This window comes from Actinomadura madurae (assembly GCF_900115095.1).
GTDB classification, from domain to species: domain Bacteria; phylum Actinomycetota; class Actinomycetes; order Streptosporangiales; family Streptosporangiaceae; genus Spirillospora; species Spirillospora madurae.
In genome coordinates, this window is the sequence record NZ_FOVH01000003.1 from 425,436 (window position 1) to 445,766 (window position 20,331).

Here is a 20,331-nt window from a genome sequence, read left to right on the forward strand (position 1 = left end):
GCTCCGGCTCGCCTAGCGGCTCGCTTCGCGATCAGGTTCTTGCTTCGCTCGAACCTGCCTTCGGACGCAATCGCGACGGTTTGGGCCGTTTGGGGTTGCTGTACCGGTTGGGGTCGTCCCGCCCGACGGTTGCTGTCCCGCGCCCGACGGTTGCGCATCCCCGCCCAACTGGCTGGTTGGTGCCTTGTGGTTGCTCACCCCCCGCCCGACGGTTGCTCACCCCCGCCCGGTGGTTGCTCGCCCCGTGGCTGAGGGTTGCTGGCCACGCGCCTGAGAGTGGCTCGCTGCGCGTTCGGCGGTTGCTCACTGCGCGGTTGCCGGTTGCTCGGCGCGGCCGGTGATCGGGGTTTGTGTCCGGTGCGCTGTTGTGAGTCGTGCAGTTGACCGGTAGTGGATGAAAGCCCGTCGCTGCGATGAGAGCCCTGCCAGCATGAGGGGGTGCCCTGGTCATCGCGGTCGTCTTTGGTGCTTGGCGTGTTCGTGACCACCGGCGTAGGGGTCGGTGCATCTCTGACTGATATCCCGTACACGGAGATCATTGGTGCGGCGACGGTGGCTTTCGTGGCTGCTGTGGTCGCCTTGGCGCGGTATCGCAATGGGTGGGGCTACCGGGGTGGCGCCGGGGTCCTGGCGGCGCTCGCGGCGGCGGTTCGGTCGGAGTGGACCGCGGAATTGGCGAGGTCGGGGCAGGACGACGGGGGGACTCTGCCCATTCCGCTGGAGGTACGCGGTTCCGATGAGGGGGTCGTGCTGGAGACCGTCGACCTTTCGGAGATCGGCGACATATTCCAGCGTGTGATGCCGGGGGGTTGGGTGATCACTGGACCTCCCGGATCGGGTAAGACGACGACCGCGATCGTCCTGGTGCTCGCCCTCCTGGAGCGCCGGCGTCCGGACGGGCCGGTTCCGGTGATGGTCTCCATGGCGGCCTGGGATCCCGCACGGCAGCCCTTCGAGGACTGGCTTGCCGAGCTGATCGCCGAGAAGTACGGGCTGCCCTCCGAGGTCGCCCGCGACCTCGTCGGCAGACGGCGGATCATCCCGATCCTGGACGGGTTCGACGAGTTGCCCGTCGAGAAGGCCGGGTGGGCGCTGCGCCGGATCAACTCGGCCGTGCGTGTGGACGACCCGCTGGTGATCGTCGCGCGGGACGGCTCCCTGGGGCGGGCCGTCGGCAGCAGGCAGGGCGAGCCGCTGCGGCGCGCCCTCGTCCTCCGGCTGATGCCGGTCCCCTTCCCACGGGTCGTCCATTACCTGGAAAGCCTGCTCCCGCAGGCGGACTATCCCGGCTGGAATCGGTGGCGGGAGGAACTCGGGCGGGACGGAGCGCTTGCGCAGGCCCTGAGCCTGCCCGCCAACATCAGGCTCGTCCGGTCGGCGTACCTGGACGACCGCCGTCCGCTGCCCGACTTCGGCTCGCTGAACGCGTCGGGGGTCGCCGAGCGGCTGCTCTCCGACTGGATCGACCGGCTGTATCCGAGGAACGGACGGGAGCGGTCATGGCTGGGTGAGATCGCCCGGCGGTCGGGTGACGGCGTGCCCGGCGACTTCAGCTGGTGGCTCCTACGTCGACGGTTGCCCCGTTGGGCCTTGGCCCTGCCAGTCGGTGTACTCGATCTTCTTGTCGGAGGCGTTCTTCTAGCAGGGTGCTTCGGTACGTCCACGCCGAATGTCATCGCGGCCTCCATATGGGGTGTCACATGGTTGGCCGCCCTGCTGGTCGCAGGTGGCTTCGCTCAATTCGCGGTTCGGATGCCAGTGTGGAAGACCACTGAGCCGGTCGTGCAGTTCCGTCGCAGTCTCGTCTTCCGGATGGCCTTTGCTGCTCTCGTCGGTGTCACGGGCGGACTCGCGATCGGGTCCGGGGTGACGGACGCGAGGGTCGAGAACGGGGTCTTCCTGGGCGCCGGGGTGGCCTTCAACATCCTGTCGGCGTCGAGTGTGGGTCTCTATGCGCTGTCCGTAGTGATCTTCGCTGTTCGGGGCCGGCTGCCCTGGCGGCCGTTGTCGTTCCTGGAAGAGGCGCGGCAGCAGGGTGTGGTGCGGGTGGTGGGTGGGGCCTACCAGTTCCGGTATCGGCAGATTCCGGACCTGCTCGCCGCGAATGGTCCGGATTCCCATCGTGAGTTCGGGGACGCCGAGACAGGGCAGGCATCGGGCGCTGGGCCTGGTCCTGTGGCGCGGGGTGAGCGGCTTGATGCGTTCGCTCGGGAGGCGGTTCTGGTGGAGGTGCTCGGCCTCCCGGAGGTGCTGCGGCGGGTCGATCAGCGGGAGCCGGCGCGGTCGCGGGCGCGGCTCCAGGCGTTGGCCGCGGAGTTGATCGATGATGACCCGCTTGCCGTGGAGACTCCCGCGCGGGAGCGGGGGGAGCGGTTCGACGAGGCGCTGCTGGCGTTCGAGAAGGCGGCGGATCTGCCTTTTCTCAGCCGGTTCGTCACCGGCTATCTCGTCATCGCGGCAGGCGCTGGAGCCCTGCTGGCCGGGTTGTTCGTTGCGCGTGGCCGGTGGGGTGGGGCTTCTGATGCGATCTTCGTCGCGTGGGTGGTGCTGCTGATCTCGGTGCTCCTGTGGGCGTCGTTTCGGCGGGCCGCGGGGCAGCGGCGGGCGGTGCGGTCGCGTGATCCGGCCAAGTGGCTTCAATTGGACGCGCTCTCGCATTTGAGGCCCGCTCTAGAGCGCACCTACCGGGACTGGGTCCGGGCCATGGCGCGGGACGGGCTGCTGCCGTTGCTGAACGAGCGGCTCGGCGAGGAGCCTCCCGCCTACACGACCGAGCTCCACGGGCTGGAGCTCGAACCGCTGAGCGGGACCGATGAGCGCGATGACCATTTCGTCCCGACCGACGCCAGCCGCCGTGTCTCGCTGCTCATCGAGGAGCTGAGCAGCGCCAGCATCGGGTTGAGCGGCGTTCGCGGGGCGGGCAAGAGCACCGTCCTGCGGCAGTTGTGCGACCCGGAGCGGCACCCTGACAACGACCTGCGGCTGCTCGTGCACGCCCCGACCGCGTACGACTCGCGCGAGTTTCTGACGCACCTGTTCATCCGCGTGTGCGAGCGGGTGGTTGGTGACCGGGGGCCCAGGCCCGCGCCCGCTCGGCGGATCCGGATGCTGGCGATGCATGTGCTTCCGTGGGCCGCGGTCGGCGCGGGGCTCGCTCTCATCGTGGGGACGCTGTACCGGGCGAAGATCGCTGATGTGGTGGGACTGCTGCCGGACCAGGCGCGGGTGTATCTGCTCGCCGGTGGCGGACTGCTGATCGCGGCGGGGGTGTCCACCCTGTTGCTGTTCAACCGCAGGCCGCACTTGCGGAGCATGACGCGGGCGCAGGTCGCCGCCCATGCCCATCTGCGGCGGCTGCGGTACCAGCAGGCGGTGACCCGGACCGCGACCGGCGAGATGGCGGTCCCGGGCGGCGGCAAGGTCGGCGGGCAACTCGCCGTGCAGCAGACCGAGCAGGCGCAGAGCCTGCCGGGCCTGGTCGCCGACTTCCAGGAACTGCTGAGGATGGTCGGCACCGAGCGGCGGGCGGACCGCAACAAGGTCGTCATCGGGGTGGACGAGCTGGACAAGATCGCGACGGCGGGCGCGGCGGAGCAGTTCCTCAACGACCTCAAAGTGATCTTCGGGGTGCCCGGCTGCTACTTCCTGGTGACCGTCTCGGAGGACGCCCTGGCCGCGTTCGGGCGGCGCAGCCTGTCGGTCAGGGACACCTTCGACAGTGCCTTCGACACGGTCGTGGAAGTCCCGCCGCTGCGTGGGGAGGAGGCCATGGCTTTGTTGAACCGGCGCGGCGTTCCCCTTCCCGTGCCGTACGTGTGGCTGTGCCATGTGATGACCGCCGGGCTGGCGCGCGACCTCATCCGTTCGGTGCGCGCGCTCGCCGCCTTGGCGGCGGAGGGGGAGTCCCGCCTCGAACTGGAGCACCTGGCCCGGGAGATGATCGCCGAGGACGTGGCCGCGGTCATGGGAGCCCAGCTGCGGGCGGCGGCCGCCGCCGAGGAGGAGGGGACGGCCGCCCTGCTGGAGTGGCTGGCCGCCTGCGCGGACACCCCCGTCACCGGGGACGACCTGGAAGCGGGCATCGCCACGATGCCGGAGCGGGGGCTGAGCCTCACCGCGCGCACCTTCGCCGTGCAGGCGAGGACCTACCTCGCGATCGCCGCGACCCTCGTGCGGCTGTTCGTCGAGAACCCGAAGGACTCCGCCGAGTGGCTCCGCGGTCTCGGCGAGCGGCGCGAGGAGCGGCATCCGCTCGACAGGCTCGCCGAGATCCGCGGACTCCTGGCGAACCATCCGCAACTGGCCTGGCACGCGGTCCTGCGGCTGCGCCGGGAGGCGACGTGGCCGGTTCCTCTGCCGACGCTCGATCCGCAGGAAGGGTGATCAAGGCTTCTCGTGGGTCAGTAGGTCGCCTGGTTGGCAGTCGAGTTCCCGGCACAGGGCGCTCAGGGTGGTGAAGCGGATTGCCTTGGCTCGGCCGTTTTTGAGGATGGACAGGTTCACCGGCGTCACGCCTACGCGTTCGGCCAGCTCTACCAGGGTCATGCCGCGTTCGGCCAGGAGGGCGTCCAGGTGGACGGAGATGTGGTGGGGGTCTTCCGGGGGCATCAGACCAGGCCCTCGGTGTCGGCGCGCAGGCGGGTGCCGTGGCCGAACGCGCCTGCCAGGGCGGCGACGAGGATGGACAGGATGACGGTCGAGGTCTGCAGGGTGTAGCTGGAAGTGACGGCGTTGGTGAGGGGGGTGCCGCTGATCAGGGCCTCGGTGGTGATCATGTCGAGGGCGGGGACGGCGGTGGCGGTCACCAGGAGGGCGACGGCGATCGCGTAGAGGCGCCGGATGTTCGCCGGGACGAAGACGTCGCCCGTCCGGAACGTCGCGGCCATCCGCATGAGGATGGACAGGATCACGATGATCAGGGCGGCGTGGACGATCTGGGGGGTGGCCAGCAGGACGCGGTCCCAGAGGGTGGGGTCTGCCACTGCCAGTTCGGCGTCGTTGGTGCCTTGAAGGGTCGTGCCGCCGGATCGTAGGGGTGGCACCTCCGCTGCTTTGTCGATTCGGACGTTCCGGGTGTCGATCGGGGGGAACGGGCCGGTCACTCCGAGGATCGGGAAGAGGGCCTGGAACAGGCCGACCAGGAGGAGGGCCAGGCCGAGGGTGAGTTCGAGGGCGTGGCTGTCGATTCGGGTCCAGGGGGATCTGGTGGTCATGACGGCTCCTTCGCATATCGTTTTTCGATAGTAACGGTAAACGATATGCCGCCGTCAAGTGCCCTGCTCTCAGGCTTGGAGGGCGGTGATGAGCACCAGGGCCAGGGTGGCGACCGCGAAGAGGCCGTGGCCCAGGACGACCGGGATCGGGAACGCGTGCTCGGGCGCGGTGCTCTCGGTGCGGGCGGTGGGCGGCCAGCGGGCGAACATGGCGAAGCCGAGGAGCGCCACCGGCAGGAGGACGATGAACGCGGTCCAGGCCAGGGCGGTCGTGTCGGTGAACAGGTAGGCGATCCAGACGAGCAGGCCGGCGGCGGCCAGCAGGGCGTGGCCGAAGATCACCGGGACGGGGAGCCGGGACGACCCGTCGCGGGGGCCGCCGCGGGCGATCCAGGTGCCCAGCATGACGAACCCGCCCGCGGCCGTGATGAGCCAGGCGATGAGTGCGGCGATGGTCATGAGCGTTCTCCTTCGGTGGGGCGGCCGAAACCTTCGGCCTGGGTGGTCTCGTCGGCGACGCGGACGCCGTAGCGGTAGGCGAGCTTCCCGCCCAGGAACCCCGCCACGGCCAGGCCGGCGAGCGACACCGCCGACAGGGCGATGTGGGCCGCGCTCACGGCGGTGGTGGTGTCGCCCATGCGCCAGCCGAAGCCGGCCACGTAGGCGAAGGCCACGGTGAGGTTCAGGGACATGTGGACCAGGGCGGTGCGGAATGCGCGGTTGCCCGGCGGGATGGCGAGCAGGTCGAGGAAGCCGGTCGCCGCGGCGGCCAGTGCCCCGGCTATGCCGAGGGCGATGAGCCACAGCGAGCCCTCGGCGAGGACGGCCGGATCGCCGGTCAGGTGCGAGGCGACGTCGAACACGAGGCTGCCCGCCCACGCCCCGATCGGCACCGTCACGAGGATCGGGTGCAGGGGGTGGCCGTAGCCGCCGGCGAGCAGGCTCACCGGCCGTTTCGCCCGGTGCTGCGGATCGTCCATGACGACCTCCTATTTCACCAACAAGTATTGGTGTTATAGCAGTGTGGTCGTGTTCGTGGCTAGGGTGTTCGCTTGTTTTGGGTACTGCTCTTTGTGTTATGTCGGTGGGGCGCTAGGGTGGGTGGGTGACCTCAGACTCCGCCGGGCTGGAGGCCGCCGCGATCCTCAGCGACGACCTGCGGCGCGGGATGTACGCGTTCATCCGTGCCGCGCAGGCGCCGGTGACCCGGGACGAGGCGGCCGCCAGCGTCGGCATCTCCCGGAAGCTGGCCGCGTTCCATCTCGACAAGCTCGTGGACGCGGGGCTGCTGCGCGCCCGCTACGGCAGCCCGGGCGTCCGGCGGGTGGGGCGGGCCCCCAAGGTGTACGAGCCGTCCGGGCTCGACGTGCGGGTCAGCATCCCGCAGCGCGAGCACGGGCTGCTGGCGAGCATCCTGCTGGACGCCGTCCGCGGGCAGGCCGAGGGGGAGAGCGGCAGGGACGCGGCGCTGCGGGCCGCGGGGGAGCGCGGGCGTGCGGTCGGTGAGGCGGAGAGCCGTCCCGTCAGGGGCGGGCGGCTCGGTGCGGAGCGTGCGCTCACGTGCGCGGCGGAGGTCCTGGAACGGCACGGGTTCGAGCCCGAGCGGGAGGGGCCGACCCGGCTGCGGTTGCGCAACTGCCCCTTCCACCCGCTGGCCGGGAACGATCCCGATCTGGTGTGCGGGGTCAACCACGCGTTCCTGGCGGGCATGGTGGACGGCCTCGGCGCGTCCGCCATCGAGGCCGTGCTCGCCCCCAACTCCGGCCGCTGCTGCGTGGAGTTCGTGAGCCTCAGCCCTCCAGCGCCTTCAGCTCGGCGGTGAGCCGGTCCAGGATCGGGGCCAGGTCGCGCAGTTCGGCCAGGTGGACACGCGTCAGCTCGGCCAGCGTGCGGTCGGCCGCGGGCGTCGGCCGCACCCGCATCACCCGGTTGTCGCCCGGATCGCGCTCCCGCCGGACGAGGCCCGCGGCCTCGGCCCGGTTGATCAGCTCGACCGTGCTGTGGTGGCGCAGGAGGAGGTGGTCGGCCAGCTCGCCGACGGTGGGCGGACGGTCCCGCCCGTGGCCCCGGACGGCCAGGAGCAGCTGGTGCTGGGCGGGGGTCAGACCGGCCGCGCGCGCCGCTTCCTCGCTCCAGCGCAGGTAGCGGCGCAGGCCGGTGCGGAACGCCAGCAACGCCTCGAAGTCCTCCTGGCTGAGTTCCTGCACGCCCCTCCCCGTTTCCCGGTGCCCGATGGTACCCGGCGAACGTGTCGTGTCCCGATAGGATCGGTGGATCGTCGTGGAGGTGCGGCTGTGGGTGCAGGGCGGGTTCTGGCGGCGGTCGTGCTTCTCTCGGGAGTCCTCACCGCGTGCGGCCAGGGTGGGCGGGAGTCGCTGCTGGACAAGTCGACCCTCGTCGTGGGGGTGCGGCCGGACCTGCCGGGGCTCGGGCTCCGTCATCCGGACGGGCGGTTCGAGGGGTTCGACATCGACGTCGCGCGGTACGTGGCCGACCGGCTCGGCAAGAAGGTGCGCTTCGTGCAGGTGCTGGCGGCGGAGCGGATCCCGTCCCTGACGTCGGGCCGCGCCGACCTGGTCTTCGCGACGCTGTCGGTCACCCCCGAGCGCAAGACGCGGATCGCGTTCGCGGGCCCCTATTACATGTCGTACCAGGACGTGCTCGTGCGGACGGACGAGCGTGGCGTGAAGGGCGTGCGCGACCTGAAGGGCCGCCGGTTCTGCGCGGTCGAGGGCGCCGACCCGATGCAGCGGCTCCTCGCCGTGCACGGCATGACGGCCCGGACCGTCCCCGCGCGGAGCTACGACGAGTGCATGAACATGATCAAGGGCCGGTCGGTGGACGCGATCACGACGAACGACGTGATCCTGGCCGGGCTCATCCGGCGGGAGGGGCGGGGCTACCGGCTCGTCAACGCGCGGATCAGCGAGCAGAACACCGGGATCGGGCTGCGCAAGGGCGATACCGACGGGTGCGAGGCGCTCAACCGGGCGATCACCCGGATGTACCAGGACGGGACGGCGGCGAAGCTGATGAACCGGTGGTTCGGCGGCACCGGCCTCGACCTGTCGATCGTCGAGGTGCCGCAGTTCGAGGGGTGCGTCTAGACCTCGGCGTGGTCGAGGATGAGGTGCAGCTCCCGCGCGCGGCCGCCCGCGATGCCGCCCTCGCGGGTCCGGGTGGCGATCTTGTGCTGGAGGAAGGCGACGTCCCGGCGGCCCTGCCGGCCCCCGTCGAGCATCCCGTTGATCACGTTGGTGAGGTCGAGCCCGACGTCGTCGCGGACGTCCCCGGCGGCGACGCCCTCGTGCACGGCGTGGCGGAGCCTCAGCAGGGCGTCGTGGACGTTCGTGCCGGGCGGATCCTCCGGCTTCGAAGGTTCCGGCTCGGCGGTCGTCGGCTCCGGCTCCGGTTCCGGCGGGGGCGGTTCGGGGGCCGGTGTCCCGGACGGTGACGCCGTCGCGGACGGGGAGGCCGCCTGGAGCGGGAGGAGCCGCCCGGCCGAGCGGTCGCGGCTGGAGAGGGTGTCGCCGATGCCGAGGACGAGGGTGGTCGCGGCCACGACGGTGGCGGTGGCGACGGCGCCGATCGCGAGCCAGGGGAGCCGGGACGTCCGCGGCGGGCGGGCGAGCTCCTCGCGCCGCCACCCGGTGGGCGCCTCCTCGTCCGTCATGCCTGGATGTTCGCGAGGACGCGGTTGAGCTCGTCCGCGAGGTCGGGCGACAGGCCGCGCTCCCGCTGCCGGGTCACGATCTTGTCCTGGAGCGAGGCGATCCGCCGGTTCACGTCCACCTTCCGGTCCGAGGTGAGGTCGTTCTCCAGGTTGGTGATGACGTTGTTCAGGTCGATCGCGACGTCGGAGCGGATCTCGCCGGAGGCGTAGCCGCGGGAGACGATCGGGCGGAGCCGGCCGAGCGCGCTCGTCACGCCCGGGTCCGTCGCGCGGGGCCCGGTCCGCGGCGTCGTGGGCGGGGCGGACGGCGGCGCGGCGGCGCCCGTCCGGGTGGGCGGCGGGACGGTGACCGGGCTGCGCGGCGCCGACACGAGGATCGCGGCGGCGGCCGTGCCCGGGATCGCGACCACCAGGGCCGCCGCGGCGAGGCGGACGCCCGTCCTGCCGCGGCGGCGGGGACGCGGCGCGGGCGGCGGCCGCATGGTCCTGGTGCGCTGCTCGGTCCGCGGGGCCGCGCCCGGCGCGGCGAAGACCGCGTTCGGCGGGCCGTCGTCGCCGGCGAGCAGGTCGGCGATCTCGCCGGCGGACGGGGCGTCCGCGCCCAGGCAGCGGGCGGCGAGCGCGGACAGCTCCCCGGACGCCCCGGGCGCGAGGCAGGAGCCGATGACGGTGCCGAGCGCCCGCACGTCGGCCGCCTTCGCGTCGGCGGCGAGCGCGAGCCGCGTCCCGGGCTCGGCGGGATCGCGCGCGTCGCGCACGATCCCGCCGATGCCCATGTCGACGACCTTGACCTCGTCGCACGTGAGCATGACCTTGCCCGGCTCCAGGTCGCCGTGCAGGACCCCGGCGGCGTGCGCGGCCTCCAGCGCCGCGGCGATCTGGCCGCAGACGTCGGCCGCCTCGGACGCGGTGAGCGGACCGCGCCCGAGCCGGTCGGCGAGCGTCTCGCCGTCGAGGTACTCGGTGACGACGAAGGACGCCAGCCGCCCGGAGGCGTCGCGCGTCTGATCGCTGTCGTAGACCGTCTCCAGGACGGCGTGGGACAGCCCGGCGGCGCGGTTGACGCCCTCCTGGAACGCGCGGCGCAGGTCGGCGCGGTCGGGGGTCAGCAGCTTCACCGCGACGCGGCGGCCGAGCAGCTCGTCCCAGGCGCGCCAGACCTCCATCGTCCCGCCGTCGTCGAGACGTTCCACGAGGCGGTAGCGATCCGTCAGCCGCAAGCCCGATTCCACTCGGCGTCACCCTCGTCGCTGTCCGGCGCCGGGCGTGGTCCCGGCATGTCAGGAGATACGCGCCGCCGGTGCGGCGGGTTCGACGGGGTCTCATTGGATTATTCGTCAGCCGTCTTGATGTTGAGATTCCTTGGTCCAACTGAAAGGATCTGAAACTCATGATCCCCGATGGCGGACTGGGGTGACCATGACCGAGGCTTCCATTGTCGTGCCCGTCGCATTGCTGGCCCTTGCGGCCGTTCCGGGCATGCATTTCGATCTGATGCGCGGGCGCCGGGAACGACCCCGCCTGGCGGCCGTGCCCCCGCGGTGCCCGCGGGTCCTCATCGCGGGGACGCTGATCACGACCGTGACCCTGACCGTGCTGGAAGCCCTGGGTCAGGGCTCGCTGCTCGGTCTCGGGGACCTCCTCGGCGGGCGCGCCGCCCCGGGGATCTCCCCGCCGGAGGCGATCTGGTCGGTCTGCTGTTACCTCGCGTTTTCCCTGACGTTGTCCTCACTCGCCGCGGCGGTATTGGCGCGGCTGGAGAATCGTCCCGGGCCATTTCCGGCGGCCGTGCGTCCGGGCACGCGATTGCGCACCGACTATTCCGAACGCGAGGTCGAACTGGAAATCACGCTGAACAGCGGCGCGACCTTTCGGGGGCTGCTCGGGGACGAGTCCGCGGGGCGCGGCCCCGAGGTGCCCTTCATCACCCTGTGCGGGCCGATCTTCCAGCTGGACGGGCACGGGAAGCCGCTGCCGCTGGACGCGCTGCACTGGGAGCGGATGGTCGTGCCGACCCGGGCCGTGACGAGCGTCCTCGTGCGCCCGGTCGAGGAGCAGCCGCCGCCGACGGTGTTCCGGGGCGTCCCGTCCCGGCACTCCGCGCCGCGGCTGCGGCTGCGCGACCAGCTGAGGACGCTCGTCGAGCAGTGCTACGAGTACCGGCTCGCGCCGCGCCCGCTCGCCAAGCTCCTCGCGCTGCAGATGGTGGTGATCGCGCTGGTCGGCGCGGTGACCGGCGCGATCACCTGACCGTCACACCCGGCTCGGCGACCGCCCGGCGCGCCAGGCGGCGAGCAGCTCGCGGAGCCGCTCCTCGTAGCGGGCGATGTTCGCGGCCTTGACGTCCTCGTACCCGCGGACCATGTCCGGCAGGCCGGCGATCTCGACGGCGAGGTCGTGGCGGCCGGCGTCCAGCCCGGCGACCAGCTCGTTCACGACCGCGACGTAGCCGGTCACGAGGCGGCGTTCCGCGCGGCGCTGGGCGGTGGCGCCGAACGGGTCGAGCGGGGTGCCGCGCAGCCGCCGCATCGCGCGCAGCGCGCGGAACGCCGGGCGCGCCGACCGGCCGAGCGCGATCTTCCGGTCCATGCCCATCGCCCGCAGCAGCGGCGGGTGCAGCATGTACGCGACCGTGGAGCCGGGCCCGAACTGCTCCTCGGCGCGGCGGGCGAGCTCCGGGTCGAGGTGCAGGCGCGCGACCTCGTACTCGTCCTTGTAGGCCATCAGCTTGTACAGGTTGCGCGCGACGGCGACCGCGAGCCGCCCGTCGGCGCCCGCCCGCTCCTCCGCCCTGGCGACGCGCAGCACGGCGTCCAGGTACCGCCTGGCGAGCGCCAGGTTCTGGTACGCGGCGAGGTCGCGGACGCGGATCCGCAGGACGCGGGCCAGCTCGCCCTCCACGCCCGACGCGTCGACCAGGTCCAGCGCGGCCGGCGCGGTCGCGTCCAGCGGCCTCGGGGCCGTCGCCGGTGCCGAGGCCGGCGGGGCCGCCCAGCCCGGTTCGAGGACGAGGCGGCGCCCCGCCCGGAACGCCTGGACGTTCGCCTCGACCTGCACGCCGTTCAGCGCGAGCGCCTCTTCGATCGCCTTCGCCGACAGCGGCAGCAGCCCGGACTGGTAGGCGGCGCCGACCACGACGAAGTTGGCCGTGGCCGTGCCGCCGAACCAGCGTTCGGCGAGCGCGAGCGCGTCGAGGGCGACCAGCCGGTCCGCGCGGGTGCGGTCCGCGATCCGCCGGACGAGGGACGCGCCGGGCGGCAGCGACGCCGACGTGTCGACGATCATCCGCCCGGTCGGGACCTCGCTGGTCGACACGACCGCGGCGGTGCGGTCCGGGGCGCAGCGGCGCAGGTTCGGCTCGGAGGTCCCGGCGAGCGAGTCGAACACCAGGTAGGCGTCGGCGCCGCCCGCTCCGACCATGCCCGGCCGATCCCGTCCGGCGTCCCCGATCCGCAGGTGCGACACGACCGCGCCGGCCTTCTGGCTGAGCCCGGTCTGGTCGAGCGCGCGGGCGTGGCGGCCGTCGACGAGCGCGGCGGTCGCGAGGACCTGGTTGACGGTGACGACGCCGGTGCCGCCGATGCCGACGAGCAGGACGTCCGCCGACTCGGGACGGGACGCGGGCTCCTCCAGCTCACCGATCCGCGGCAGTGCCGGACGGGCCTTCTTCTCGCCGGGGACGACGGTGACGAACGAGGGGCAGTCACCGTCCAAGCACGAGTAGTCCTTGTTGCAGGACGTCTGGTTGATCTGCGTCTTGCGCCCGAACTCGGTCTCGACCGGCTCGACGCTCAGGCAGTTCGACTTGGTGCCGCAGTCGCCGCAGCCCTCGCAGACCGCCTCGTTGATCAGCACGCGGGTCTGCGGGTCGGGAACGAGGCCGCGCTTGCGCTTGCGCCGGGTCTCGGCCGCGCAAGCCTGGTCGTACAGCAGCACGGTGACGCCGGGGATCTCGCGCAGCTCCCGCTGGACGGCGTCGAGGTCGTCGCGGTGCCGGACCTTGACGCCCGGCGCCCAGTCCGTCCCGCGCGGGTAGCGGGACGGGTCGTCCGCCACCACGACGATCTTCGCGACGCCCTCGGCGTGCAGCATCCGGGTGACCGCGGCCGGGTCGGAGCCGCCGTCGGCGTCCTGCCCGCCGGTCATCGCGACAGCCGCGTTGTAGAGGATCTTGAACGTGATGCGGGTGCCCGCCGCGACGGCCTGCCGGACGGCGAGGCTGCCCGAGTGGAAGAACGTCCCGTCGCCGAGGTTCTGGAACATGTGCGGCGTGTCGCTGAACGGGGCCGCGCCGACCCACATGGCGCCCTCCCCGCCCATCTGGGTCGTGCCGATGCTGCGGTCCTGGAAGACGGTCATCACGTGGCAGCCGATGCCGCTCGCCGCGATCGACCCGTCCGGGACGACGGTCGAGCGGTTGTGCGGGCAGCCGGAGCAGAAGTAGGGCGTGCGGGCGGCGCCGAGCAGCTCGATCTTCGGCTTGCGCGGCGCCAGGACCGGGTCGCGCAGGTCGAGGTGCTCCTCGCCGACGCGGTCGGCGAGGAACCGGGCGAGGGCCCGGGTGATCCGGTCGGCCTCCAGGCTCCCGTCCGGTGGGACAAGGTCGGCGCCGTCCCGCACGTCCCGGGGGGTGTGGGGGGTCGTCCCCCCACCCAGGGCAGGCCCGTGCTTGCCGTGGACGGCGGGGCGCTCCGCCAGGTCGTACAGCAGGTCGCGGATCTGCGTCTCGACGAACGGCCGCTTCTCCTCCACCACGACGATCTCGCGGAGGCCGCGCGCGAACTCCCTGAGCCGGTCGGCGTCCAGCGGGTAGATCATGGCGAGCCGCAGCAGCCGGACGCCGCGCCGGGCGAGCGCCTCGTCGTCCAGGCCCAGCCGGTCGAGGGCCTCGCGCAGTTCCAGGTAGGTGCGCCCGGCGGCGACGAGCCCGACGGCCGCGTCACCGGTGGCGCCCTCGATCCGGTCGAGGCCGTTCGCGGCGGCATAGGCCGCGGCCGCCCGCAGCCGGCCCTCCAGGACCTCGGGTTCGAGGGACGTCGTGTCCTTGAGGTCGACGCCCGGCCTGCGCGTCGGCCGCCACGGACGTCCCCGCCAGCTGAAGGCGGGGAGCACCGGGTCGGGCACCGGCTCGGCGTCCACCGTCTCGTACGAGTCGGCGACATCCGTGACGACCTTGAAACCCGTCCAGGCGCCGCTGAACCGGGACATCTCGAACCCGTGCCGCCCCAGCCGGAGCAGGTCGCCCACCGACGCCGGGACCAGCACGGGCATGAACGCCTCGGCGAGCGCGCCCTCCGTCGCGGAGGGAAGCGTGGACGACTTCGCGGACGGGTCGTCGCCCACCACGGCGAGCACCCCGCCGCGCTCGGACGTCCCCAGCCAGTTCGCGTGCTTGAAGGCGTCCAGCGACCGGTCGACGCCCGGCGCCTTGCCGTACCAGAGGCCGAAGACGCCCTGGTAGCGCGGCCCCGGAAGGTGGTCCACGAGCTGCGACCCGTACACCGCGGTCGCCGCGAGCTCCTCGTTCACCCCGGGCACGAACCGGATGTCGTTGCCCTCCAGGAGCCTCGCGTCGCGCATCAGCCGCTGGTCGAGGCCGCCCAGCGGGGACCCGCGGTAGCCGGACACGAACCCGGCGGTGGTCCAGCCGCGGCGGGCGTCCGCGCGCCGCTGGTCCAGCAGCAGCCGGACGAGGGCGTGCACGCCGCCGATCGCGATCCGCCCGCGCTCCAGTTCGAGCCGGTCGCGGAACGGCGAGGAAGAAACGGTGGTGCTCATGCTGGCATTGAGCACGTTCCGCTGAGCGGTGTGCAAGATGGCGGGACGATAATTGAGCGGATTGCTCAAGTCAGGACCGAGTCACCCGCTGGAGCTGAGCATTGTGACCCGTACCACGCTTCTCGACCTCCAGATCCTCCGCCGCCTCGTCGAACAGCCCCGCATCGGCGTCACCGAGCTGGCCGCCAAGCTCGGCATCGCCCGCAACACCGCGCACGCGCGTGTCGAGCGGCTCGAACGCGAGGGGGTGATCGGCCATCGCGGCCGGGAGGTCGACCTCGGCGCGATCGGCTTCGAGCTGACCGCCTTCGTCACGCTGGAGGTCGCGCAGGGCCGGCTCCGCGAGGCGGCCGTCGCGCTCTCGGCGATCCCGCGCGTCCTGGAGGTCCTCGGCATCACCGGCCAGGGGGACCTCCTGGTGCGCGCGGTCGCCCCGAACGGCAAGCAGCTGCACGAGGTGATCGACTCGATCCTGGCGTGCCCCGGCGTCCGCCGCAGCACCACCTCGATCGTCCTGACCCACCAGGTCCCGTTCCGCGTCGGCCCTCTCCTGGAGGACGAGGAGAACCGGGCCCGCGCCCGCTGACGGCCGCCGGCCCGGCCGGCGGCGGAGCGGCCGGCCTTCAGGCCACGGATCGGCGCACCAGCAGGAGGGCGACGTCGTCGCTGGCCGGCTCCCGGCCGATGAGCTCCGACATCACCGCGGCGGCGACCTGCTCCGGCGGGCCGGCGTAGGCCGCCCCGCAGAGCTTCTCGATGCCGGTGAGGATCGAGTTGTCCCGGCGCTCGATCAGCCCGTCGGTGTAGAAGCCCAGCAGGGAGCCCGGGTCAAGATCGACGGTCGCGGTGCGGCGGGGGGCCACCTCGTCCAGGCCGATCAGGACGTCGAAGGCCACGTCGACGGCGCGGGCCGGGGAGCCCGGCGCGGCGAAGATCGGGGGAGGATGGCCCGCCGAGGACACCCGGACCCGGCCCGTGACGGGATCGCACAGCGCGTACAGGACGGTGGCCGTCGCCTCGGGCTCGAAGTGCAGCATCTTCCGGTTGAGCCTGTGCAGGACCTCCGCCGGATCGTCCGATTCCAGCGCGTAGGCACGCAGGGCGCTGCGCATCCGGCCCATGACGACGGCCGCCGGCAGCCCGTGCCCGGCCACGTCCCCCATGACGATGCCGATCTCGCCCGTGGGGAGCGGGAACACGTCGTACCAGTCCCCGCCCACGATCGCCTTGCCGGGACGGTAGCGCGCGGCCAGCTCGAAGCCGGGCACGTCGGGAAGCTCGGACGGGATCAGGCTGCGCTGCAGTTCCTGCGCTCCCGCGCGTTCGGCCTGACTCAGCATCGACTGCACCGCCATTGCCGCCTGGGAAGCCGCGATCTGAAGGAGCTCCTCTTCCTCCGCGGTGAAGCGGCGCGGGGCGAGCGTCCCGACGTGCATGACGCCCACCAGGGTGCCGCTGCGGATGAGCGGCACGCCGAGCAGGGAGTGCAGGCCCTTCTGGACCAGGAGCGGGTTGAACACGTCGGCGGTGGACACGTCGGCGATGTAGATCGGCCGCCGCTCTTCGGCGACGCGTCCGGCGAACCCGCGGCCCATCGGGACGTGGGCCGCCTGGACGACCTCTTCTTCGAGGCCCCGCGCGGCGGTCGCCACGAGATCGCGCCCCGGCTTGTCGAGGAGCAGGACGGTCGCTGTGTCCACCTCCAGGACGTCCTTGACCCGTTCGAGGAGCGTGTCCAGAAACTGGTCGACGTCCACGTGGGTGAACGTCTCGCCGAGGATCGCCTGGATGTTCTCCAGCTTCCTGGCTGCAGCGCCCTCCATAGCGCTCGACGCGTTGTCCACCATCACACTTTATTGTGGCTAACTACCAGTTCACCACAATTGCATGGTCAAGGGGGAGATGTCCCGTCCGGCTCACCCCGGACGGAGGCAGTTGCGGACGGCCGCGGCGATCTCCAGGTCCTCGCGGGCGGTGACGACCAGGGTGCGGACGGCGGCGCCCGCGTGGGTGATGTCGGTGTCCCCGTCCGCGGCGGCGTTGCGGTCGGGGTCGACGGCGGCGCCCAGGTGGCCGAGGTCCTCGGCGAGGCGCATCCGGACGGACGGGTCGTGCTCCCCGACGCCCCCGGTGAACACGAGCGCGTCGAGCCCGCCGAGCGAGGCGGTCATCGCGGCGGCGCAGGCGCGGAGCCGGTGGTGGTAGACGTCCAGGGCGGCGAGGGCCGCGACGTCGTGGGCGGCGGCCAGCTCGCGGATGCGGCGCATGTCACCGGTTCCGGTCAGGCCGCGCAGCCCGGAGTCGCGTTCCAGCGCCCGGTTCACCTCCTCGGCGGTCAGCCCGTGCTTGATCAGCCACAGCGGGATGCCGGGGTCGATGCTGCCCGCCCGCGACGCCATGACCAGGCCTTCCAGCGGCGTGAAGCCCATCGTGGTGTCCACCGACCGGCCGCCGGCGACCGCGCAGAGCGACGCGCCCGCGCCGAGGTGGCACACCACCATCCGGAGCCCCGCCGGGTCGGTCCCGAGCAGTTCGCCCGCCCGGCGGACGGCGTAGGAGAACGACAGCCCGTGGAAGCCGTAGCGGCGCAGGCCGAACCGCTCCCGCCACTCCCGGGGGAGCGCGTAGGTCGCGGCCTCGTCCGGCAGGGTGGCGTGGAACGCGGTGTCGAAGCAGGCCACGACCGGGACGCCCGGCAGCGCCTCGGTGACCGCCGACAGCGCCTCCAGGGACGCCGGCTGGTGCAGCGGGGCGAGGTCGGCGAGGTCGCGGAGCCGCGCGGTGACCGTGGCGTCGACGCGCACCGCCTCGGTGAAGTCGGTCCCGCCGTGGACGAACCGGACGCCGACCGCGTCCGGTTTCGGCAGCTCCCCGACCAGCCCGGCCAGCTCGTGCTCGGCGCCCGCGTCGTCCGCCAGGACCGTGCCGTCGGGGTCGAGCAGGCTCACCTTGAGGCTGCTCGACCCCGGGTTGACCGTCAGGACCCGCATCAGTACGGCCACGTCCAGTCGCTCACTTCCGGCGCGTCCTCGCCGTGCTCCCGGGTGTACGCGCGCAGGAACAGCCGCTGGTCGGCCATCCGCTGCCGGACGTGGGCGACGCGCCCGCCGAGCGACGGGACCCGGTCGATGACGTCCATGACCAGGTGGTAGCGGTCGAGGTCGTTCAGCATGACCATGTCGAACGGCGTGGTCGTCGTCCCCTCCTCCTTGTAGCCGCGGACGTGCAGGTTGGGGTGCCCGGCGCGGCGGTAGGTGAGGCGGTGGACGAGGTACGGGTAGCCGTGGAACGCGAAGATCACGGGCTTGTCCGTGGTGAACAGGGCGTCGTACTCGGCGTCCGGCATGCCGTGCGGGTGCTCGCTCGGCGGCAGCAGCCGCATGAGGTCCACGACGTTCACGACCCGGACGCGCAGCTCGGGGAACAGCCGCCGGAGCAGGTCGGCGGCGGCGAGGGTCTCCAGCGTCGGGATGTCGCCCGCGCAGGCCAGCACCACGTCCGGGTCGGCGCCGCCTCCGTGGTGGTCGGCGGGGTCGGCTGGTCGGGGCGAACTCGTCGACGCCCACTCCCAGATGCCGATGCCGCGGGTGCAGTGCGCGATCGCGGCGTCCATCGGCAGCCAGTTCAGCGCGGGCTGCTTCCCGGCCACGACCACGTTGACGTAGTCCCGGGACCGCAGGCAGTGGTCGCCGACCGACAGCAGCGTGTTGGCGTCCGGCGGCAGGTACACCCGGATGATCTCCGGCTTCTTGTTCATGACGACGTCGAGGAAGCCGGGGTCCTGGTGGGTGAAGCCGTTGTGGTCCTGCCGCCACACGTGCGACGACAGCAGGTAGTTCAGCGAGGCGATCGGCCGCCGCCACGGCAGGCCGCGGGTGACCTTCAGCCACTTCGCGTGCTGGTTGAACATCGCGTCGACGATGTGCACGAACGCCTCGTAGCTGTTGAACAGCCCGTGCCGCCCGGTGAGGAGGTAGCCCTCCAGCCAGCCCTGGCACAGATGCTCGCTCAGCACCTCCATGACCTGGCCGGACGGCCCCTGGTGCTCGTCGGTCGGGAGCCGCTCGCCCTGGAAGACGCGGTCGGTCGCCTCGAACACGTCGCCGAGCCGGTTGGACGCCGTCTCGTCCGCGCCCATGATCCGGAAGTTGGACGGGTTGGCCTTCACGACGTCGCGCAGGAACGCCCCGAGCCTCCGGGTGGGTTCGGACGCCGTCGTGCCCGGTTTGTCCACCGGGACGGCGTAGTCGCGGAAGTCCGGCAGCGTCAGCGGTTTCAGCAGCAGCCCGCCGTTGGCGTGCGGGTTGGCGCTCATCCGCCGCCCGCCCTCGGGCGCGAGGGCCCGCAGCGCGGCCACCGGGCGGCCCTCCTCGTCGAACAGCTCCTCGGGACGGTAGGAGCGCAGCCATTCCTCCAGCTGCGCGAGGTGCCCGGGGTCGTCGCGGACGCCGCTGAGCGGAACCTGGTGGGAGCGCCACGTGTTCTCGACGGGCAGGCCGTCCACCTTTTTCGGGCCCGTCCAGCCCTTGGGGGACCGCAGGACGATCATGGGCCAGCGGCGCCGCTCGGAGGCCCGCCCCGTGCGCGCGCCGTGCTGGATCTCGGCGATCTCGTCGAGCGCCTGGCCGAGCGCGGCGGCCATCTTGCGGTGCATGGACGCCGGCTCGTCCCCGCTCACGAGGAACGGCCGGTACCCGTACCCGTCGAGGAGCTGCACCAGCTCCTCCTCGGGGATCCGCGCCAGCACCGTCGGGTTCGCGATCTTGTAGCCGTTCAGGTGCAGGATCGGAAGGACGGCCCCGTCCTTCACCGGGTCGAGGAACTTGTTGGAGTGCCAGCTCGCCGCCAGCGGCCCGGTCTCGGCCTCGCCGTCCCCGACGATGCAGGCGACGACCAGGCCGGGGTTGTCGAACGCCGCCCCGTACGCGTGGGCGAGCGAGTACCCCAGCTCACCGCCCTCGTGGATGGACCCGGGCGTCTCCGGCGCCACGTGGCTCGGCACGCCGCCGGGGAAGGAGAACTGCCGGAAGAGCCGGCGCATCCCGGCGGTGTCCTGCGAGACGTCCGGGTACACCTCGCTGTAGGTGCCCTCCAGCCACGCGTTCGCGACCGCCGAGGGCCCGCCGTGCCCCGGCCCCATGATGTAGATCATGTCCAGGTCGCGGGTCCTGATCGCGCGGTTCAGGTGGGCGTAGCAGAAGTTCAGGCCCGGCGAGGTGCCCCAGTGCCCGAGCAGCCGCGGCTTGATGTGGTCCCGGGCGAGCGGCTCGCGCAGCAGCGGGTTGTCGAGCAGGTAGATCTGCCCCACGGACAGGTAGTTGGCGGCTCTCCAGTATGCGTCGATCTCCCTCACGTCGTCATCGTTCATGGCGACGGACTCGGCCATGGCGCGTCCCTCCGGTGCTCGTACCGCCCTGGGGGGATCACGTCCCCCGAACCGGCGTCCTGAACCGTCACGGCGAGCCCATCATCGGAACGCGCGCCGGGCCAGGGCCTAACGTCCCGCGCGCACGAACGAGGCCACGGCGCGTGGCCGTGGCCTCGTTCCCCCCACCCTGGATGCGGACGCCGGCCGGTTACAGGGGCGGTGATCGCGCCGCTGATCGGCGGACCTCCGCCCCGCCCCCCAGCGAACCGGTGCCGGCGTCTCCCCTCGGTGCGTTGAAG

At 72.3% G+C, this 20,331-nt stretch carries 16 protein-coding genes; 5 read left to right on the top strand and 11 right to left on the bottom strand.

The genetic code is table 11. From position 1 onward, the window contains the following. Positions 1-747 precede the first annotated feature (747 nt). Entirely contained in the window at positions 748-4,383 is a 3,636-nt protein-coding gene (locus tag BM339_RS11465; protein WP_177287671.1) for a hypothetical protein, read from the top strand. Here BM339_RS11465 and BM339_RS11470 read toward each other — a convergent pair whose 3' ends face one another. From BM339_RS11470 to BM339_RS11485, 4 genes are all read right to left on the bottom strand, one after another. Next, positions 4,384-4,608, bottom strand: a complete 225-nt coding sequence (locus tag BM339_RS11470) for a helix-turn-helix domain-containing protein (protein ID WP_021593223.1) — start codon at positions 4,606-4,608, stop codon at positions 4,384-4,386. Further along, positions 4,608-5,213 carry a DUF2975 domain-containing protein gene (locus BM339_RS11475; protein ID WP_075020822.1) on the bottom strand — a complete coding sequence of 202 codons (606 nt, stop codon included), beginning with the start codon at positions 5,211-5,213 and terminating at the stop codon, positions 4,608-4,610. The genes BM339_RS11470 and BM339_RS11475 overlap by 1 nt, the downstream gene beginning before the upstream one ends. A gap of 69 nt (positions 5,214-5,282) precedes the next feature. Continuing rightward, positions 5,283-5,672, bottom strand: coding sequence for a hypothetical protein (locus BM339_RS11480; protein WP_075020823.1), 390 nt, complete (start codon positions 5,670-5,672; stop codon positions 5,283-5,285). Then, complete coding sequence (locus tag BM339_RS11485) at positions 5,669-6,193, bottom strand: DUF2231 domain-containing protein (RefSeq protein ID WP_021593220.1); 525 nt, start codon at positions 6,191-6,193, stop codon at positions 5,669-5,671. Before BM339_RS11485 ends, BM339_RS11480 begins: the two co-directional genes overlap by 4 nt. A 125-nt stretch (positions 6,194-6,318) precedes the next feature. On the opposite strand from BM339_RS11485, the gene BM339_RS11490 reads away from it, so the two are divergent. Beyond that, complete coding sequence (locus tag BM339_RS11490) at positions 6,319-7,035, top strand: helix-turn-helix transcriptional regulator (RefSeq protein ID WP_177287672.1); 717 nt, start codon at positions 6,319-6,321, stop codon at positions 7,033-7,035. On the opposite strand, the gene BM339_RS50635 is transcribed toward BM339_RS11490, so the two are convergent. Beyond that, positions 7,004-7,420, bottom strand: coding sequence for a MarR family winged helix-turn-helix transcriptional regulator (locus tag BM339_RS50635; RefSeq protein ID WP_021593218.1), 417 nt, complete (start codon positions 7,418-7,420; stop codon positions 7,004-7,006). The genes BM339_RS11490 and BM339_RS50635 overlap by 32 nt on opposite strands. Before the next feature lie 87 nt (positions 7,421-7,507). On the opposite strand from BM339_RS50635, the gene BM339_RS49735 reads away from it, so the two are divergent. Continuing rightward, positions 7,508-8,320: a glutamate ABC transporter substrate-binding protein gene (locus tag BM339_RS49735; RefSeq protein ID WP_021593217.1), complete on the top strand. Its 813-nt coding sequence runs from the start codon at positions 7,508-7,510 to the stop codon at positions 8,318-8,320. Here BM339_RS49735 and BM339_RS49740 read toward each other — a convergent pair. Together BM339_RS49740 and BM339_RS11510 are read right to left on the bottom strand one after the other, a co-directional pair. Beyond that, on the bottom strand, positions 8,317-8,886 hold the full coding sequence (locus BM339_RS49740) for a hypothetical protein (protein ID WP_021593216.1): 570 nt from the start codon (positions 8,884-8,886) through the stop codon (positions 8,317-8,319). The two genes, BM339_RS49735 and BM339_RS49740, sit on opposite strands and share 4 nt — an antisense overlap. Then, positions 8,883-10,106, bottom strand: coding sequence for a protein kinase domain-containing protein (locus BM339_RS11510; RefSeq protein ID WP_075020824.1), 1,224 nt, complete (start codon positions 10,104-10,106; stop codon positions 8,883-8,885). The genes BM339_RS49740 and BM339_RS11510 overlap by 4 nt, the downstream gene beginning before the upstream one ends. A 199-nt stretch (positions 10,107-10,305) precedes the next feature. Between BM339_RS11510 and BM339_RS11515 the strand changes: the two genes are divergently transcribed. Continuing rightward, complete coding sequence (locus BM339_RS11515) at positions 10,306-11,136, top strand: DUF6338 family protein (protein ID WP_256255304.1); 831 nt, start codon at positions 10,306-10,308, stop codon at positions 11,134-11,136. A 3-nt stretch (positions 11,137-11,139) separates the two neighbouring features. Here BM339_RS11515 and BM339_RS11520 read toward each other — a convergent pair whose 3' ends face one another. Further along, positions 11,140-14,664 carry an indolepyruvate ferredoxin oxidoreductase family protein gene (locus BM339_RS11520; protein WP_075020825.1) on the bottom strand — a complete coding sequence of 1,175 codons (3,525 nt, stop codon included), beginning with the start codon at positions 14,662-14,664 and terminating at the stop codon, positions 11,140-11,142. Positions 14,665-14,767: 103 nt separating this feature from the next. On the opposite strand from BM339_RS11520, the gene BM339_RS11525 reads away from it, so the two are divergent. Further along, positions 14,768-15,250 (top strand): Lrp/AsnC family transcriptional regulator, encoded by a 483-nt coding sequence (locus BM339_RS11525; RefSeq protein WP_021594611.1) that lies wholly within the window; start codon positions 14,768-14,770, stop codon positions 15,248-15,250. 37 nt (positions 15,251-15,287) lie between these two features. Here BM339_RS11525 and BM339_RS11530 read toward each other — a convergent pair whose 3' ends face one another. The 3 genes from BM339_RS11530 to BM339_RS11540 all read right to left on the bottom strand — a co-directional run bounded on the left by BM339_RS11530 (position 15,288) and on the right by BM339_RS11540 (position 20,050). After that, positions 15,288-16,511: a PP2C family protein-serine/threonine phosphatase gene (locus BM339_RS11530; protein ID WP_218163623.1), complete on the bottom strand. Its 1,224-nt coding sequence runs from the start codon at positions 16,509-16,511 to the stop codon at positions 15,288-15,290. 69 nt (positions 16,512-16,580) lie between these two features. Further along, positions 16,581-17,654 (bottom strand): acetate/propionate family kinase, encoded by a 1,074-nt coding sequence (locus BM339_RS11535; RefSeq protein WP_024935511.1) that lies wholly within the window; start codon positions 17,652-17,654, stop codon positions 16,581-16,583. Further along, positions 17,654-20,050, bottom strand: a complete 2,397-nt coding sequence (locus BM339_RS11540; protein WP_075020827.1) for a phosphoketolase family protein — start codon at positions 20,048-20,050, stop codon at positions 17,654-17,656. The genes BM339_RS11535 and BM339_RS11540 overlap by 1 nt, the downstream gene beginning before the upstream one ends. Positions 20,051-20,331 lie beyond the last annotated feature (281 nt).